Source organism: Limnochorda pilosa, from assembly GCF_001544015.1.
Classification (GTDB): Bacteria; Bacillota; Limnochordia; order Limnochordales; family Limnochordaceae; genus Limnochorda; species Limnochorda pilosa.
In genome coordinates this window covers 3,355,534-3,371,803 of sequence record NZ_AP014924.1, presented here as the reverse complement: position 1 = coordinate 3,371,803, position 16,270 = coordinate 3,355,534, and the positions used below count along the sequence as shown (strand labels likewise).

The window sequence follows — 16,270 nt, the reverse complement described above, 5'->3', positions numbered from 1 at the left end:
CGGGCCCCGAGCCGGGGAGGCCGGTCACGTGTCGGACGAGGACCTCTTCCTTCAGGTGCAGCACGGAGAGCTGGGCGCCCTGGAGGCGCTGGTGCGGCGGCACCACCGGCGCGTCTATGCCTTGGCGTACCGGCTGGTGCACGACCGGCAGGCGGCCGAGGACCTGACCCAGGAGACCTTCTTCCGGGTCATCCGGGCCCGCCATCGCTACCGCCACCCCGAGCCGTTCCGACCGTGGCTCTACGCGATCGCCACCAACCTGTGTCGGGACTACCACAAGCGGGCCTATCATCAAAGGGAGATCCCGAGGGATCTGGATCCCGCCGAAGTGGCGGAGACCGGAGCTGGCCCAGGCGAGGTCGCGGAGCAGCGGGCCGAGCGCCGGCACATGCTGCAGGCGCTCCGGCGGCTTTCGCCGAAGCACCGTGAGGTGCTGGCCCTCCACTTCTACGAGGAGCTGACCCTGCAGGAGATCGCCCGCATCTGCGGCATTCCGCTGGGGACGGTGAAGTCACGGCTCTCCTGGGCCCTGCGGCGGCTGCGGGAGATCCTGGTCATCCCCGTACCGGACGTGCCGGATGGAGAGGAGAGGCACCGTGCCCATCCCTGACCGCCCGAAGCGCTCGCGCAGGGAGCATGAACTGTGGCTGATCGACCTTCCCGTGCCGGAACCGTCGCCCGGTTTCCTGGACAGGCTCCTGGTTTCGGTTCGCCGTGAGTGGGTGGAGGGCCATCAGGCCGGTCGGGGTGAGCGCCGGAGCCTGCGCACCCTGGTGGCGTTGGCCCGAAGCCAGGTCGAACTGCCGCACCTGGAGTTCTGGGCGGCCTCCATCTTCCTGGTGTCCCTGGGATGCCTGGCTTCCTTCCGCCTGAACCTGCCCCAGGGGCTCAGCCCGCTGGCTGCGGTCGCACCGTTGGTTTCGCTCCTGGGCGTGCGCTACACCCTCCGTCCTGCCCGCCAGGCCGGCATCCTCCTCGCACCGTCCTTCACGCCGGGTCAGGTGGCCCTGGCGCGCTTCATGGTGGTGGTGGCGTACGACTTCCTCCTGCTCCTGGCAGCCTCGGTCGCCTTGTGGGTGGCGGCGGGCCCCCACAGCGCCGGCTCCTCCCTGCTGGCCTTCCTACTGCCGATGACCCTGGCCTGGTTCGCCCCTCTGGTCCTCTTCGGGGCCATCAGCCTGAGCATCTCCCTGCTGGTGGGGGTCCCTGTGGGGATCGGCCTCGGCACCCTCGGGTGGCTGGCCCTCCTTCCCACCCGCACGGCCGCTCCCCTGGCGTCGTTGCTCCTGGCGGGACCGGGGCCGGACAGCTGGTTCGAGGTGAAGGTGGCAGCACTCCTGGTGGCAGGCGTCCTCCTCTACCTCTCGCCGCGGTGGGGGCCGGCCGCGTCCACAGCGTCCTAAAGGCGCGGGTCTCGACAGGATAGGAAGGAAAGGGTCAGGAGCCCACAGCAGCCTGCGCTCCGGCTGCAACGGACCGCTGCACCACCGATCGTCACCTTTCAGCAAGGACCGATGGTTCCGCAGCCCGCTACAACCTTTGCCCGACCGGATCGGACCCCTGGGGGATCCACGCCGATCTTCCGACCGAAGCGGATCCCGGAGTCGCAGCAACCGCAGTCGGAACGACCACGGAGCCCGACCCGATCTTGGCTCGACCCGTCAAGATCCCCCGCCCAGCCCGCAAGCCCTCGCTGCCGAACGCTTCAAGCCAGGCGGGAAACCTCCACGAGTCTTCGCTCCGGCTGCACCAGATCCGCGGCCGAACCTGGTGCAACCTTTGCTCGACCGTTGCAGACCCGCTTCCGGAGCCTGCAACGATCTTAGCCCGGCCACTGTGGACCCCTGACAGGCACCTAGTCTGTCCGGCGGGCTGGAGGCTATCCACCCGCGGGTGTGGCGCTTCTTGGAAGCAGCCGGAGGCCGGCGGGCCCGGCCGGTGCGCCGGGCGGCCGATCGGCCGCCCGGGATCAGCCGAAGCGGCCGGTGATGTAGGCTTCGGTCCGGCGGTCGCGGGGGCGCTCGAAGAGACGATCGGTCCGGTCGAACTCCACCAGGTGACCGTTGAGGAAGAACGCGGTCTCGTCGGCGATGCGGCCCGCCTGCTGCATGTTGTGGGTCACGATCACCACCGTGAGCCGTTCCTTCAGCTGCTGGATGAGATCCTCGATCTTGGCGGTCGAGATAGGGTCCAGGGCCGAGGCGGGCTCGTCCATGAGAAGGACGTCGGGCTCCACGGCCAGGGCCCGGGCGATGCAGAGCCGTTGCTGCTGCCCTCCGGAGAGCTCCAGGGCGGACGTGCCCAGCCGGTCCTTCACCTCGTCCCAGAGGGCCGCCTGGGTCAGGGCCCACTCGACCACGTCCGCCAGGGTGCGACGGTCTCGAACCCCGTAGAGCCGGGGCCCGTAGGCCACGTTGTCGAAGATGGGGCGCGGGAAGGGATTGGGTCGCTGGAAGACCATACCCACCCGGCGTCGCAGCGTCACCACGTCGACGCCCGGACCGTAGACGTCCTCACCGTCGAGATCCACCCGGCCGCTCGTCCGGCAGCCGTCGATGAGCTCGTTCATTCGGTTGAGGCTGCGGAGAAAGGTGGACTTACCGCAGCCGGAAGGCCCGATGAGCGCCGTGACGGAGTGGGCCCGGATCTCCAGGCTCACGTCGAAGAGGGCCTGGGATCGCCCGTAGACGACCGAGAGATCCTGGACCCGGATCTTGGTCGCGGGGGTCTGGCCGTTCTTCCGTCCATCCAGCTCCATGGCGCGTCCTCCCTGCCGCCTGAAAGGCGGTCACACCTCGCGCATGCGGTATCCCACGCCACGCACGGTTTCGATGTACCTCGGATGTGCCGGGTCATCCTCCACCTTCTGCCGGAGGCGCACCACGTGCACGTCGACGGTGCGGGTGTCGCCGGCGTAGTCGTACCCCCACACCTTCTCCAGGAGCAGGTCCCGGTTGAGCACCGCGCCCCGGTTGGCCATCAGCATCCGTAGCAGCTCGAACTCCCTGGGGGCCAGCTGGATCTCCCGCTCGCCCACCGTCACCCGGTGGCGCACCGCGTCCAGGGTGATCTCGCCCACCCGCAGGACCTGGTTCTCCGCAAGATCTCGGGGCTCCGTGCGCCGAAGCACCGCCTTCACCCGCGCAACGAGCTCCCTGGGGCTGAAAGGCTTGGTCATGTAGTCGTCGGCCCCGAGTTCCAGGCCCAGCACCTTGTCGGTCTCGCTTCCCCGGGCGGTCAGCATGATGATGGGAACCTGGCTCTGCTGCCTCAACTCCCGGCAGACCTCGAGGCCGTCCTTCCCCGGCAGCATCAGGTCCAAGACCACCAGGTCGGAGGGCCGGCTGCTGAAGCTCTTCAGGGCCGTCTCGCCGTCGGAGGCCACGGCCACGTCGAACCCCTCGCGCTCCAGGGCGAACCGAACCAGCTCCAGGATGGAGGCTTCGTCGTCGACGACCAGGATCCGTTCCTTCACGCCACCACCTCCCCGGAACCCTACCACGGGAATGTTACGGGCGCGTTACCTCGGAGGTTGGCCCGGCGTGCAGGCGGACCCGGAAGGTGCTGCCCTCGCCGAGCTGACTCTCGACCCATACCCGCCCACCCTGGCGTTCCACCGCGTGCCGGACGATGGAAAGCCCCAGGCCCGTGCCGCCCATGGCCCGGGATCGGGCCTTGTCCACCCGGTAGAAACGCTCGAAGATCCGGTCCAGGGCCTTTCGGGGGATGCCGGGACCCGTATCCGACACGGAGAACTCGGCCCAACCCTCTTCGCGGCTACCCGAGATCCAGATCCTGCCTCCTTCAGGGGTGTACTTGACCGCGTTGTCGATCAGGTTCACCAGCACCTGGCGGAGAAGAGACTCGTCGGCCTCCACCCAGAAGGGCGACGGGAGCTCCGATGCCAGCTCGACGCCCCGGGTACCGGCCCGGTGCCGGAAGAGCTCAAGGCTTTGATCCACCAGGTCGCTGAGGTTGAGGGTTTCAAGGCGCACCTCGAGACGGGGCGACTCGAGCCGGGAGAGGTCCAGCAGGTCGCTGATGAGGCTCACCAGGCGATCCGTCTCCCGCCGCATGATCTCCAGAAAGCGGCGGGCCGTGGCACGGTCGTCCACCGCACCGTCCAGCAGGGTCTCGATGAAGCCCTTGAGGGCCGTCAGGGGCGTGCGCAGCTCGTGGGAGACGTTGGCCACGAACTCGGTGCGGACCTGTTCCAGGCGGCGCATCTCGGTGACGTCCCTCAGCACCGCCACGGCGCCGTGCAGCTCGCCGCTGCGGGACCGGAGGGGCGCCGTGCGCACCTGGAGCTCCCGCTCTCCCAGGCGTGCCAGCCCGATGGTGCGGGTGACGCCGGCCCCCTCGCGCATGGCCGTCTCCAGGGCGTCGGCCACGTCGTACTCCCGGATGGCCTCCAGCAGAGGCCGGCCGATGACCTCGCCGCGCCGGCAGCCGAAGAGCGCCTCCGCGGCCTCGTTGAAGAGCAGGACCCGTCCCCGGGCGTCTTGCGCCACCACGCCGTCCACCATGCTTCCCAGGATGGTTTCGAGCAAGTCGCTCCTGGCCTGGGCCTGCCCCAGGACCTCGCGCCAGCGCCGATCGCCCGCGTCCACCGCGGAAGCGATGCGCCGGGCGTCACCCCGCAGGTCGGCCGCGAGGGAACCACGGCCGTTCCGCTCTTCCGGCCCGGATACACGCCCTGCCAACCGCTGGACCAAAGCGTCCACGAAACGTTGCTGGCGCTGGTGCTGCCAAGCCCAAGCGAGCCCCCAGCCGGCCAGCGCCGCGGCCGCGCCCACCAGGGCGCGGCGGCCGTCCACCTGGTAGAGGGCCCAGAGGCTCCAGGCGATCACGGCCACCGCGAGAAGGGCAGGGAGCCGGAGCAGGAACCCGCCGCGGCCGGGCTGGCTCAGGAGCTCGGGAGGTCCAGCAGCCAGAGGTCGTGGCTCTCGCCGGTCCAAGCTGCCGCCCCTCCCTTCGTCCGGAACCACTCGAGCGCCCCCGCAAGGAGGCTGGCGGCCTGATCGTCCTGACCGGAACCCCGGTAGAGGCCGGCCAGCTCCTGGCGGAAAGGACCCAGCGGCGCGTTGTCGCTGCCGGCAGCCTCCAGCAGGTCCAGCGCCTGGTGCAGGTGCGCCCGCCCCTGCTCCACCCGGCCGGATCGGAGGAAGAGCCGTGCCAGCTCCCGGTGGGCGTGGGCCCGTTCGATGGGGTCGGGCTCCTGGTGGAGCGCCTCGGTCCACAGGCTCTCCGCGGCATCCTCGCGCCCGCCCAGGGCTTCCAGCCAGGCACGCCCGCGGAGCACCTCGGACCGGAGGTGCGCGCCGGTCGCCCCGTCGCCGGCGACGCGGGCCGCCTCCTCCATGACCCGACCGGCGTCGTGCAGCTGGGCCGAGCGGCCCAGCTGCCACGCCAGGTGGAGGTAGCCCTCGACCAGGCGCGATCGGTCACCCAGCGCCTGGAAGAAGTGGAGCCCTCGTTCGATCATGAGCCGGGCGGCGTCGTGATCGCCGGCCCGTTCCAAGAGCCTGCCAAGGGTAACGGCCACCTCGCCGTACCGGGCGAAGTCGGTCAGGTCGTCCAGGGTGTGCAGGGCGGCCCGAAGGTGTTCCACCGCCGGACCGTCGGAGCCCAGACGCGCGTAGGCGAGGCCCAGCTCCGCCAGCAGCATGGGCAGCAACCACTCGTCCTGGGGTGCGTCGCGCAGGCGATCCACCGCCTGCTCCAGGAGCCGGACGACCCGACCCGGCGCGGTACCCCGGTCGCGCTCGAAGCGAGCCCACGCCAGCAGGAGGGCGGCCTGCTCCCGCACGTCCCCCACCGCCCGCCACTCCTCGCTCGCGCTCGCGTAGCTCTCGGCCGCCTCTTCCAGGCGGCCCGTCCCGGCGAAAAGCTCGGCCTGCACGCTCAGAAGGCGGGCCCGATACGCCCTGGCGTGGGGCGGAGCCTCTTCCAGGGCCCGGCTCACGGTGGCCAGCGCCTCTCGGGGCGCGCCGCGGGCCGCCAGCTCGCGCACCTGCCGGATGAGGTGGAAGCCCGACACATCCTCAGCGGCCGCCTGCGGCTCCGGTTCGTCGAGGAAGTAGCTCACCGGGCGGTTGAGGCGCTTGGCGATGACCTGAAGGCTGCGCAGGGAAGGGCGGGTCAGGTTGGCCTCGACCTGGCTGATGAAGCTCTTGGTCATCTCGCTGCCGGCCAGCTCCGACTGGGTCATGTGAAGCCGCTGGCGTTCCGTGCGGATCCGCTCGCCGAGGGTGGGCCAGAGCGGGGCCGTTCGCCCTTCCCGGCTGCCGGACAGGGACATGGCGGTCCTTCACCCCTCAGGCACGGGCTCGCGTTCGTTCCCGGATGCCCTGAGACTCATTCGCCTTGCCCGCGAGAGAACCTCCTGGCACATCATTGAAGGGAAGGGTGGAGGGAGGGACCGGGCGCGCGCCGAATGATCCAGTACGAACCCTGGGAGGGGTGGTCGTTGGGCACGCCCCAGGCCCCGCACGGAACGCCGCTCTTGGACCTCCTGCTCGATTACGTTCGAAGGGGCATCGTGCCCTACCACACTCCGGCGCACAAGCAAGGGCGCGCGGCTCCACCGCGCCTGGTGGACGCGCTGGGCACCCGACCCTTTCTGATCGATCTCGACGGCGAGCTGGGTGAACCCGAGGACGGCCGGCTGCCGCCGGCCGCCGCAGGCGGGGGGCCAGGCCGCGTGCGCCCGGCGCGTGGGAGGCCCTGCGAGAGGCGGAGCGCTTGGCCGCCCTGGCTCACGGGGCTGCCTATGCCCGGTTCCTGGTGAACGGCACCACCGCGGGGCTGCATGCGCTGTTTATGGCGGAAACCGGCCCGGGCCGTTCGGTGATCCTCCCGCGCAACGTCCACCGGAGCGTCATCGGTGGCCTGGTCCTCTCGGGCGCCCGCCCGCGTTTCGTGGCCCCGGAGTTCCTGGAGGAGGCGGGCGTCTCCACGGTCCCCACGCCGGCGGCGCTGCGGGAAGCGCTGGAGCAGGAACCCGGCGCCGTGGCCGTCCTTCTGACCGCGCCCACCTACTACGGGTGGCTTCCAGACGTCCTCGAAGCAGCCGAGGTCGCCCGGAGGGCCGGGGTACCCCTCTGGGTGGATGAGGCCCACGGGTCCCTCCTGGGTTTCCACCCCCGCCTGCCCCCTGGGGCCCTGGCGTCGGGTGCGGATGCGGCCGTCCGCAGCCTCCACAAGGGGGGCGGCTCGCTCGTCCAGGCGTCCTTGCTCCTGACGGGGCCTGGAGGGCCCGAGGCCGATCGGGTCGATGCGGCCTTGGAGCTGCTCCAGTCCAGCAGCCCATCGCCGCTGCTTCTGGCTTCTCTGGACGCGGCCCGGGCCTGGCTGGCGTCGGGTGCCCGCCCCCGCCTGGAGCGGCTGGTGGAAGAGGCCGAGCGCCTCCGGCAAGACCTCAACCGCATTCCCGGGGTGCAGTGCTGGGGTGCGGAGGTGGTGGGGCAGGCGGGCATCGCCGCCTACGACCCCACCCGCATCGTCTTCTCGGTGGCCGGGCTGGGGCTCACCGGGCTCCAGGCGGCCGCCTGGCTGCGGAAGGAGCACCGGCTGCAGGTGGAGATGGCCGACTTGGTCCAGGTGGTGGTGGTCCTGTCGGCCGCCGACGGCCGCACCTCCGTGGGCAGGATCCTGGACGCGGTGCGTCGCCTGGCCGGCGAGGCGCGGCAGCCGTCGGAGCCCATGCGGCTTCCGCCGCCCCCGCTGCCGCCCGCGGTCCTGACCCCCAGGGAGGCCTTCCTGGCACCCGCGCGGAGCGTCTCCGCTGCGGAGGCCGAGGGTGAGGTAGCTGCCGAGATGGTGGCACCCTATCCCCCGGGGATCCCGGTGCTGGTGCCCGGTGAGAGGATCACCCGCGAGAGCCTCGAGCACCTCCGTCGTCTGAGGCGGGCCGGCGCTCGGATCCAGGGGACCGCCGACCCCACCGGGGCCACCGTGCGCGTCGTGGACGGCTCCGCCGGCTCGCCCGGCCGCCGGAGGCGCCGTGAAGGAGGCTGATCGCATGACCCGGCGTGAAGTGGTCGACAACCTGACGCAGCTCCTCGAGTGCCTCCCACCCCACATCCGGGACGCGCTGCAGGGCCTGCCGGACCTCCACCGGCTCATCGAGATCGTCCTCGACCTGGGCCGCCAGCCCGAGGCACGCTTTCCGGAGCGTTTCGTCCACCTGAGCGACGACTACGTCACCCGCGAGGACCTCCAGTTCGTGGTGCAGCACGTGGGGCAGTTCGGGTCCGACAACCGGGCCGGCATTGAGCGGACGCTGCACCGGATCTCGGCCATCCGCAACCGCCGGAACGAGATCATCGGCCTCACGTGCCGCATCGGCCGGGCGGTCTTCGGAACCATCGACATCATCCGGGACGTGGTGGAGACGGGCGAGAGCCTCCTGCTCCTGGGCCGGCCCGGTATCGGCAAGACGACCATGCTGCGAGAGATGGCCCGGGTGCTGGCTGACGAGTTCAACAAGCGGGTGGTGATCGTCGACACCTCCAACGAGATTGCGGGCGACGGCGACATCCCCCATCCGGCCATCGGGCGGGCGCGCCGCATGCAGGTGAGCCGGCCGGACCGGCAGGCCGAGGTGATGATCGAGGCCGTCGAGAACCACATGCCCGAGGTGATCGTCATCGACGAGATCGGCACCGAGGCTGAGGCCATGGCGGCCCGCACCATCGCCGAACGGGGCGTTCAGCTCATCGGTACCGCGCACGGGAACACCCTCGACAACCTGGTGCTCAACCCCACCCTCTCGGACCTGGTGGGCGGCATCCAGGCGGTCACCCTGGGCGACGAGGAGGCCAAGAAGCGGGGGACGCAGAAGACGGTCCTGGAGCGGAAAGCCCCGCCGACCTTCGACATCGTGGTAGAGATCCAGGAGATGGACCGGCTGGCCATCCACCACTCGGTGGCCTCCACCATCGACCAGATGCTGCGGGGCCTCGAGCCGCAGCCGGAGGTACGCGAGCGGACCCTTGGGGGCTCCTACCGGGTGCTGCAGGAAGCGTCGGCCGTTCCGGTGGAGCTCGAACGGCCGGGCGTCCAGGGGCCGCGGCTGGTCGGAGGGGGCCGGGAAGGGGCGGGGGAAGGACGGGTGATCCGGATCTTCCCCTACGCGGTCAGCCGCACCCGCCTGGAGCGGGCGGTCCGTGAGCACCGGGTCCCGGCGGAGCTCACCCAGCGCTTGGAGGAGGCCGACCTGGTCCTCACCCTCAAGGGGCAGTACCGGAAGATGCCCAAGCGGTTGAAGCAGGCCGAAGCCAAGGGATTGCCCGTTCACACCATCCGGAGCAACACGCTCACCCAGGTGGAGCAGTTCGTGGGTGCCCTGGAAAGCGGCCAGGCGGGCGGATCCGGAACGCCCGGGCTACCGGCCGCCGGGGGTGGACGGGTGGGGACCGCAGGGCGGGGGCCGTGGCGGCGGGTGGAAGCCTGGAACGCCGCGCCCGGCGAGGGCACGGAAGGAACGGCCCCGCCCGGGAGCGCCTGGACCCGGCGCCTGCTCGAGCGGTACGGCTCAGACGATGAGTGACGGAGGCCGAGAAGGGGGCCGGGGCGTGGGCTCAGGGCGACGGGGTACATTCATCACCTTCGAGGGTCCCGACGGGTCGGGCAAGACCACCCATGCCCACGCCCTGGCTCGAACCCTGCGAGGGCGAGGGCTCCAGGTGGTGGAGACCTACGAACCCGGAGGGACCCCGCTGGGCGCGCACCTGAGGGAGATCCTCCTGGGCCGAGGGCAGGCCGGCGCCGGAGACCTGGCCCCGGTGCCCATGGCGGAGATGCTGCTCCTGGCCGCGGACCGCGCTCAGCACGTGGAGCGTGTGATCCGACCTGCCCTGGAGGAAGGGGCGTGGGTGATCTGCGACCGGTACGTCGACTCCAGCCTGGTGTACCAGGGATACGCCGCCGACCTGGACCTGGAGCACGTTCGGTGGGTCAACCGGTGGGCCACCCGCGGCCTGGTGCCCGACCTCACCTTCCTCCTGGACCCGGGGCCCAGCGGCGCCCTGGCCGGGCGCGCGCCACGGCACGGGGCGGGCCCGCAGCACACCCGTCCGGGCACCCCACCGCCCGACCGGTTCGAGGACCGCGGCGACGCGTTCTGGCAGCGGGTGCGGGAAGGGTATCTGGCCGTGTGGCGGGATGAGCCCGACCGGGTCCACCGTATCGAGACCGCGGGCAGGGATCCCCAGGCGGTGGCCCGGGAAATCCTGGACCTGATCGTCTCCCGAGGGCTCCTGCCGGGGGAGGGACGCGCATGAGCCCCCCGGCGGCGAGCATCCTCGAAAGCCTCGTGGGCCAGGACCTGGCCCGCGACCGCCTGGTGCGAGCGATCCTGGGTGGGCGGCTCCACCACGCCTACCTCCTCGTGGGCCCTGACGGTGTGGGCAAGCGGACGCTCGCCCGGGGTGTGGCCCAGCTCCTCTTCTGCGCCCAACGGGAGGGCGACCGGCCTTGCGGCCGGTGTGCAGCCTGCGGGCAGGTGGCCCGGGGCAGCCACCCCGACCTCCACTGGGTGGAACCCGAAGCGGCCCCAGGGGGCCGGGCAAGCCTGGGCATCGACCGGGTGCGCCGGCTGATCCAGGAGGCCTCGTGGCGACCGTACCAGGCCGCATGGAAAGTCCTGGTCGCAGCCGAAGCGGACCGGCTCACCGACGAGGCACAGAACAGCCTCCTGAAGCTGCTGGAAGAACCGCCCGGGACCGCGGTCGTCCTGCTCACCACCTCCCGCCCGGATCGACTGCTGCCCACGGTCCGTTCCCGGTGCCACTCCGTGACTCTTCGCCCTCTTTCGGAGACGCAGGTGCGCTCCGTCCTGGAACGAAGGGGCCTGCCCCAGGAAAGAGCCGCGTTGCTGGCCGCGGCGGCCCAGGGGCGTCCCGGCCGTGCCCTCGGCCTCGATCCCCAGACCGTACAGGATCAGCAGGCGGCCGCGTCCGCGTGGGTGAAGCGGATGCTGGCCCCCCCAGGCTGGCGCACGGTTCACATGGCGGCCGAGCTGGCCGACCGCGAGGACCTGCCGGAGGTCCTGGAATGGGCCATCCTCTGGGTGCGCGATCTGGTGCTCGTACGGTCCGGGGCGGGCGTGCCCCTGAGCCACGGCGGCTCCAGGGCCGAGCTGGCGGCTGCAGCCTCGGGCCAGGACTTGGCGCGCCTGACGTCCCTCTGGCGCAGCCTGGTCGAGGCGCGCCAGCAGGTGGCCGGTCCTGCCCAGCGCCGGCTGGTGCTGGAACGCCTGGCCATGGCCGTACCGGCGGGGGGTGACGCGCGTGCCGGATGATTCGGGCACCCTTTATCTGGTGGGCACCCCCATCGGCAACCTGGAGGATGTCACCCTACGGGCGCTGCGCATCCTCAGGGAAGTGGACCTGATCGCGGCCGAGGACACCCGGGTGACCCGGAAACTCCTCTCCCACTACGAGATCCACACGCCCACGGTGAGCCTGCACCGGCACAACGAACGCCAGCGCACGCCCGAGCTCCTGGGACACCTGGCAGCCGGGCGCAGCCTCGCCCTGGTCAGCGACGCGGGGATGCCTGCCGTCTCTGATCCCGGTGGACGCCTCGCGGCCCAGGCGGTGCAGGCGGGCTGCCCGTTGCAGGTCGTGCCCGGCCCCAGCGCGGTGCTGGCCGCGCTGACCGTGGCGGGTCTCGAGACGGACCGGTTCGCCTTCGAGGGTTTCCTTCCCCGCAAGGGGGTCCAGCGACGGGAGCGGCTGGAGCAGCTGGCGGCGCTTCCCCACGCGCTCGTGCTGTTCGAGGCGCCCGGCCGGCTCGTGCAGACCCTGCGGGACCTGCAGGAGGTCCTGGGCAAGCGACGGGCCGCGGTGGTGCGGGAGCTCACCAAGCGCTTCGAGGAGGTGGTGCGGGGAGACTGGGACGCGCTCCTCGACCACTTCACTGCCCGCCCTCCCAGGGGAGAGCTGGTCGTGGTGGTGGAGGGCGTCTCTCGCCCGGACCGGGCGGTGTGGAACGACCGTCACGTCAGCGGGGAGCTGGAACGGATGCTGGAGCAGGGTATCGACCGCAGGGAGGCGATCCGCCTGGTAGCCAGCCTGTCGGGACGGCCGCGGCGCGAGGTCTACAGCCTGGCGCTCCAGGTGCGCGCGCCGTCCGGTCCGGGCCGGGAGAGGCTCTGATCCGTCCCGCTCACGAGACGTGCTTCATCTCTTCGAGGCAGGAGCTGCAGATCATCTTCTCCTTGTAGTTCCGCACGTTGACGGCGCTCCCGCAGAAGATGCACGCGGGCTGGTACTTCTTCAGGATGATCTTCTCGCCGTCGACATAGATCTCCAGGGCGTCGCGCTCCTCGATCTGCAGGGTCCGGCGGAGCTCGATGGGGATCACCACCCGCCCCAGCTCGTCGACCCTTCGAACGATCCCGGTCGACTTCATGCTTCCAGGCCCTCCCTTCTTTCGACAACATTCGACACAGTTCCAGGGGCATTGTACGTGTCCTTCCAGGTAAAGTCAATGAAGCATCGCCTGGAGGGGGTCCCGGCGCTGCTCCCGGCTCCTGGGTCCCTCGCCCCGCGAGCCCCGGGGAGCGCCGCCGCTCGCGGGGCGTCCTCCCGCGGGGATCTGGATCACTGGCGCAGCAGGCGCAGCAGCACCGCCGCCAGCCCCGAGGCGACCAGCGGTCCCGCCGGGATGCCGTCCAGCAGCAGCACCCCGAAGACCGAGCCGATCACCATGCCCAGCATCGTCTCCGGACGATCCTGCAGGAGGTTGATGCCCTGGGCGGCCAGCCAGGCCGAACCGGCCCCCACGGCAAGGGCCACGATTCCTGGGACCGAGGCCAACCGGACCCCTGCCTGGCTCAAGCCGATCTGGCCGCGCGCGAAGGGGAGCAGCAGGCTGATGAGCAGCAGCAACACGCCCAGGCTCAGGGTGTACTCCTCCAGGAAGTCCAGCACCGCCGGCGGCCCCAGGGTGGAGAAGATCAGGAGCGCGGCCGCCGCGGTCGCCACCAGGTCGTTGCCCCCCAGTACCCCTGCCGCCATGAGCACCAGGAGCACCAGCTTCCCCTCCACCGGGCGCCCCTCCCGTCGCTTCCAATCTATGTGAGCGGGAGCCAACTCTTGACTTCCCGCGGCGGGCTCGGGTATAGTTAGGGCCGTAACCCACGAGGGAAAGCGATGATGGGGCGGAGTACCCAGGGGAACGGCCACGAGCGAGCCGGGAGGGTGGGAGCCGGCGGTGCGGCCTCTGGGGAAGATGGCCCCGGAGCGCCTCTCCGAATGGAACCGTAGGGGAGGCCGGTGGGCGCCCGTTATGCGCCGGGGTGCTACGAGCACCCACCGAGGCCGTCGCCGCGAGGCGGCGGCGAAGCAGGGTGGTACCGCGGGATGCCCGCCCCTGGAGGGGGCGGTTTTTTTGTGCCCTGTACGGCCCACCCTGGAGAAGGAGGGGGTTCTCACGGGCGCGCCTCGCTACTACATCACGACGCCGATCTACTATCCCAGCGATCGCCTCCACATCGGTCACGCGTACACCACCACCATCGCCGACAGCCTCGCCCGCTGGCACCGGCTCAAGGGGGAGGAGGTCTTCTTCCTCACGGGCTCCGATGAGCACGGCCAGAAGATCGAGCGCCGGGCCAGGGAGGAGGGCACCACGCCCCAGGCGTACGTGGACGGCATCGTGGCCACCTTCAAGGATCTGTGGAGGCGGCTGGACATCTCGTACGACGACTTCATCCGCACCACCGAGCCGCGGCACGAGGCCGTGGTCCAGGAGGTCTTCCGGCGGCTGGAGTCCCATGGGGACATTTACGTCTCCCAGTACGAGGGCTGGTACTGCGTACCCTGCGAGACGTTCTGGACCGAGTCCCGGCTGGTGGAGGGCAAGTGCCCCGACTGCGGCCGCGACGTGGAGCTTCTCCAGGAGGAGAGCTACTTCTTTCGCATCTCCCGGTACATGCCCCGGCTCCTGGAGCACATCGAGCGCCACCCGGAGTTCATCCAGCCCGAGGGTCGCCGCAACGAGATGGTCCAGTTCATCAAGGGCGGGGTGGAGGACCTCTGCGTCAGCCGCACCACCTTCGACTGGGGCATCCCCGTGCCCGGTCACCCGGGACACGTGATCTACGTCTGGATCGACGCGCTCACCAACTACATCACCGCGGCCGGCTTCCTGGACGACCCGGAGCGGTTCCGCCGTCTTTGGCCTGCCGACCTGCACCTGGTGGGGAAGGACATCCTCCGCTTCCACACCATCATCTGGCCGGCGATCCTCCTGGCGCTGGGCCTGCCGCTGCCCCGCCAGGTGGGGGGCCACGGGTGGATCCTCACCGAGAGCGGCAAGATGTCCAAGTCCAAGGGCAACGTGACCGACCCCATCCAGCTCATCGACGAGTTCGGGGCCGACCGTATCCGCTACTTCCTCCTGCGGGAGGTGCCCTTCGGGCAGGACGGCGTTTTCAGCCGGGAGGCACTCATCGAGCGGACCAACGCCGACCTGGCCAACGACCTGGGGAACCTGCTCCACCGGAGTCTCAGCATGCTCCACCGCTACCAGGGCGGGGAGATCCGAGAGCCCGGGTCCGAGGAGCCCCTGGACCGTGAGCTGGCCAACCTGGCCGCAGGCGCTTTCGGGCGCATCGACCGGAGGCTGGAGGCCCTGGCGCTCAACGAGGCCCTGGAGGAGCTCTGGCGGGTGGTGCGGCGGGGGAACAAGTACCTGGACCAGACCGAACCCTGGTCGCTCGCCCGGGATCCCGCCGGGGCGCCCCGCCTCGCCCGCGTCCTCTACACGGTGGCCGAGGCCCTACGCCTGGTCGGCCTCCTGGTGGCGCCCTTCCTGCCCGAGACGGGCCGGCGCATCTGGGGGCAGCTGGGCCTCGGGCGCTCGCCTCACGAGGCTGGGCCCGACCAGCTCGCCTGGGGTCTCCTGCCTGCGGGCACCCGGGTCCTGCCCCCCGAGCCCATCTTCCCGCGGTTCGAGCGCGAGCAGGAGGGAGACGGCGAGACGCCGGCGCGCGCGGCGGCCGAGCCTTCGAAGGTGCCGCAGCCTGAGGCCGCCCAGGCGCCCGCGCCCTCGGCAGCGCCCGGCGGTGATGGGGAAGGGCCGTCCCGGTCCGCGCCAGGCGACCGGGACGGTACGACCACCGAGGCGACCCTGGACGATTTCGCCCGCCTCGACCTGCGTCTGGCCACGGTCCTGAAGGCAGGCCCCGTGAAGGGGGCCGATCGCCTGCTGAAGCTCCAGCTGGACCTGGGCGGCGAGATCCGCCAGGTGGTGGCGGGCATTGCGCGGGCGTACCGGCCTGAGGAGCTCGTGGGCCGCAGGGTCGTGGTGGTGGCCAACCTGAAGCCCGTTCGCCTGCGGGGGGAGCTCTCCCAGGGGATGATCCTGGCCGCCTCCACGCCCGACGGCGCCCTGGGGCTGGTCACCGTCGACGAGGAGCTGCCGCCCGGGAGCCGGGTGAAGTGAACTCCGGGGCGGGTGCCTTGTGGGTCGACGTTCACCTCCACCTGACCGACGAGACCTTCCGGGGAGAGGAGGAAGCCGTCCTTCGGCGGGCGGAGGAAAGCGGAATCGCCTGGGTCGTCACCTCGGGGGTGGACCTGGAGAGCTCGGAGCGGGCGGTGGAGCTGGCCCGGAGGCACCCGGGCCGGGTGTGGGCGACGGTCGGCGTCCACCCCCACGAGGCTCGCCTCTGGGATGAAGGCAGCGAGGCGGCCCTGGAGCGGCTCGCGGCAGATCCTCACGTGGTGGCCGTGGGCGAGATCGGGCTCGACTTCCACTACGACCACTCGCCCCGCGACGTGCAGGCCCGGGTCTTCCGCCGGCAGATCCGCCTGGCCCGGAAGCTGGGCCTTCCCGTGGTGATTCACTCCCGCGAGGCACCCGGGGAGACCCTTGCGGCGCTGCGGGAGGAAGGCAGGGCCGAGGGGCTGCTCCACTGCTTCCACGGGGACCAGGCCTTCGCCCGCGAGGTGCTGGACCTGGGTCTTTTCGTCTCTGTGGGCGGGATGCTGACCTTCCGCTCCATGGACGGGCTCCGGCAGGTGGTGACGGGCCTGCCGCGAGAGCGCGTCTGCCTGGAGACGGACGCCCCCTACCTGGCGCCCGTTCCCCACCGGGGGCGGAGGAACGAGCCCGCCTGGGTCATCGAAAGCGGCAGGGTCCTGGCGACCCTGTGGCATATGGAACCCCTGGAAGCGGCGCGCCTCACGGCCGCCAACGCCAGGAGGCTCTTCCGGCGAGCCGACGAGGCCGCCCGGACGAAGGAGGCCTGAAG

Annotated in this window: 15 protein-coding genes; 9 read left to right on the top strand and 6 right to left on the bottom strand. The window is 71.1% G+C overall.

The features are described 5' to 3' along the window. Positions 1 to 28: 28 nt before the first annotated feature. Positions 29 to 610 (top strand): RNA polymerase sigma factor, encoded by a 582-nt coding sequence (locus LIP_RS15050; RefSeq protein ID WP_068140216.1) that lies wholly within the window; start codon positions 29 to 31, stop codon positions 608 to 610. Beyond that, on the top strand, positions 597 to 1,403 hold the full coding sequence (locus LIP_RS19060; protein WP_068140212.1) for a hypothetical protein: 807 nt from the start codon (positions 597 to 599) through the stop codon (positions 1,401 to 1,403). The genes LIP_RS15050 and LIP_RS19060 overlap by 14 nt, the downstream gene beginning before the upstream one ends. A gap of 566 nt (positions 1,404 to 1,969) precedes the next feature. Here LIP_RS19060 and pstB read toward each other — a convergent pair. The 4 genes from pstB to LIP_RS15025 are packed head-to-tail and all read right to left on the bottom strand — an operon-like array spanning position 1,970 to position 6,301. Further along, complete coding sequence (gene pstB, locus LIP_RS15040; RefSeq protein ID WP_068140209.1) at positions 1,970 to 2,758, bottom strand: phosphate ABC transporter ATP-binding protein PstB; 789 nt, start codon at positions 2,756 to 2,758, stop codon at positions 1,970 to 1,972. A 30-nt stretch (positions 2,759 to 2,788) separates the two neighbouring features. Then, positions 2,789 to 3,475: a response regulator transcription factor gene (locus LIP_RS15035; RefSeq protein ID WP_068140205.1), complete on the bottom strand. Its 687-nt coding sequence runs from the start codon at positions 3,473 to 3,475 to the stop codon at positions 2,789 to 2,791. 34 nt (positions 3,476 to 3,509) lie between these two features. After that, complete coding sequence (gene pnpS, locus LIP_RS15030) at positions 3,510 to 4,958, bottom strand: two-component system histidine kinase PnpS (RefSeq protein ID WP_068140201.1); 1,449 nt, start codon at positions 4,956 to 4,958, stop codon at positions 3,510 to 3,512. Continuing rightward, on the bottom strand, positions 4,907 to 6,301 hold the full coding sequence (locus LIP_RS15025; RefSeq protein WP_068140198.1) for a helix-turn-helix domain-containing protein: 1,395 nt from the start codon (positions 6,299 to 6,301) through the stop codon (positions 4,907 to 4,909). Before LIP_RS15025 ends, pnpS begins: the two co-directional genes overlap by 52 nt. 425 nt (positions 6,302 to 6,726) lie before the next feature. On the opposite strand from LIP_RS15025, the gene LIP_RS15015 reads away from it, so the two are divergent. From LIP_RS15015 to rsmI, 5 genes are read left to right on the top strand one after another with little or no spacing between them, the layout of a single operon-like run. Then, on the top strand, positions 6,727 to 8,019 hold the full coding sequence (locus tag LIP_RS15015) for an aminotransferase class I/II-fold pyridoxal phosphate-dependent enzyme (RefSeq protein WP_269433405.1): 1,293 nt from the start codon (positions 6,727 to 6,729) through the stop codon (positions 8,017 to 8,019). A 4-nt stretch (positions 8,020 to 8,023) separates the two neighbouring features. After that, positions 8,024 to 9,553, top strand: a complete 1,530-nt coding sequence (locus LIP_RS15010) for an AAA family ATPase (RefSeq protein ID WP_068140186.1) — start codon at positions 8,024 to 8,026, stop codon at positions 9,551 to 9,553. 25 nt (positions 9,554 to 9,578) lie between these two features. Next, positions 9,579 to 10,286, top strand: a complete 708-nt coding sequence (tmk, locus tag LIP_RS15005; protein WP_068140183.1) for a dTMP kinase — start codon at positions 9,579 to 9,581, stop codon at positions 10,284 to 10,286. Further along, positions 10,283 to 11,305 (top strand): DNA polymerase III subunit delta', encoded by a 1,023-nt coding sequence (gene holB, locus LIP_RS15000; RefSeq protein ID WP_068140180.1) that lies wholly within the window; start codon positions 10,283 to 10,285, stop codon positions 11,303 to 11,305. The genes tmk and holB overlap by 4 nt, the downstream gene beginning before the upstream one ends. Beyond that, positions 11,295 to 12,164 carry a 16S rRNA (cytidine(1402)-2'-O)-methyltransferase gene (gene rsmI / locus LIP_RS14995; protein ID WP_068140177.1) on the top strand — a complete coding sequence of 290 codons (870 nt, stop codon included), beginning with the start codon at positions 11,295 to 11,297 and terminating at the stop codon, positions 12,162 to 12,164. Before holB ends, rsmI begins: the two co-directional genes overlap by 11 nt. A gap of 10 nt (positions 12,165 to 12,174) precedes the next feature. On the opposite strand, the gene LIP_RS20245 is transcribed toward rsmI, so the two are convergent. Further along, a complete protein-coding gene (locus LIP_RS20245) occupies positions 12,175 to 12,420 on the bottom strand; it encodes an AbrB/MazE/SpoVT family DNA-binding domain-containing protein (RefSeq protein WP_068140174.1) in 246 nt (81 codons plus the stop codon). Positions 12,421 to 12,611: 191 nt separating this feature from the next. Continuing rightward, complete coding sequence (locus LIP_RS14985; RefSeq protein WP_068140171.1) at positions 12,612 to 13,058, bottom strand: DUF441 family protein; 447 nt, start codon at positions 13,056 to 13,058, stop codon at positions 12,612 to 12,614. A 343-nt stretch (positions 13,059 to 13,401) separates the two neighbouring features. Between LIP_RS14985 and metG the strand changes: the two genes are divergently transcribed. Together metG and LIP_RS14975 are read left to right on the top strand one after the other, a co-directional pair. Then, positions 13,402 to 15,459, top strand: coding sequence for a methionine--tRNA ligase (gene metG, locus LIP_RS14980; protein ID WP_231699314.1), 2,058 nt, complete (start codon positions 13,402 to 13,404; stop codon positions 15,457 to 15,459). Further along, positions 15,456 to 16,268, top strand: coding sequence for a TatD family hydrolase (locus tag LIP_RS14975; RefSeq protein WP_198409575.1), 813 nt, complete (start codon positions 15,456 to 15,458; stop codon positions 16,266 to 16,268). The genes metG and LIP_RS14975 overlap by 4 nt, the downstream gene beginning before the upstream one ends. Positions 16,269 to 16,270 lie beyond the last annotated feature (2 nt).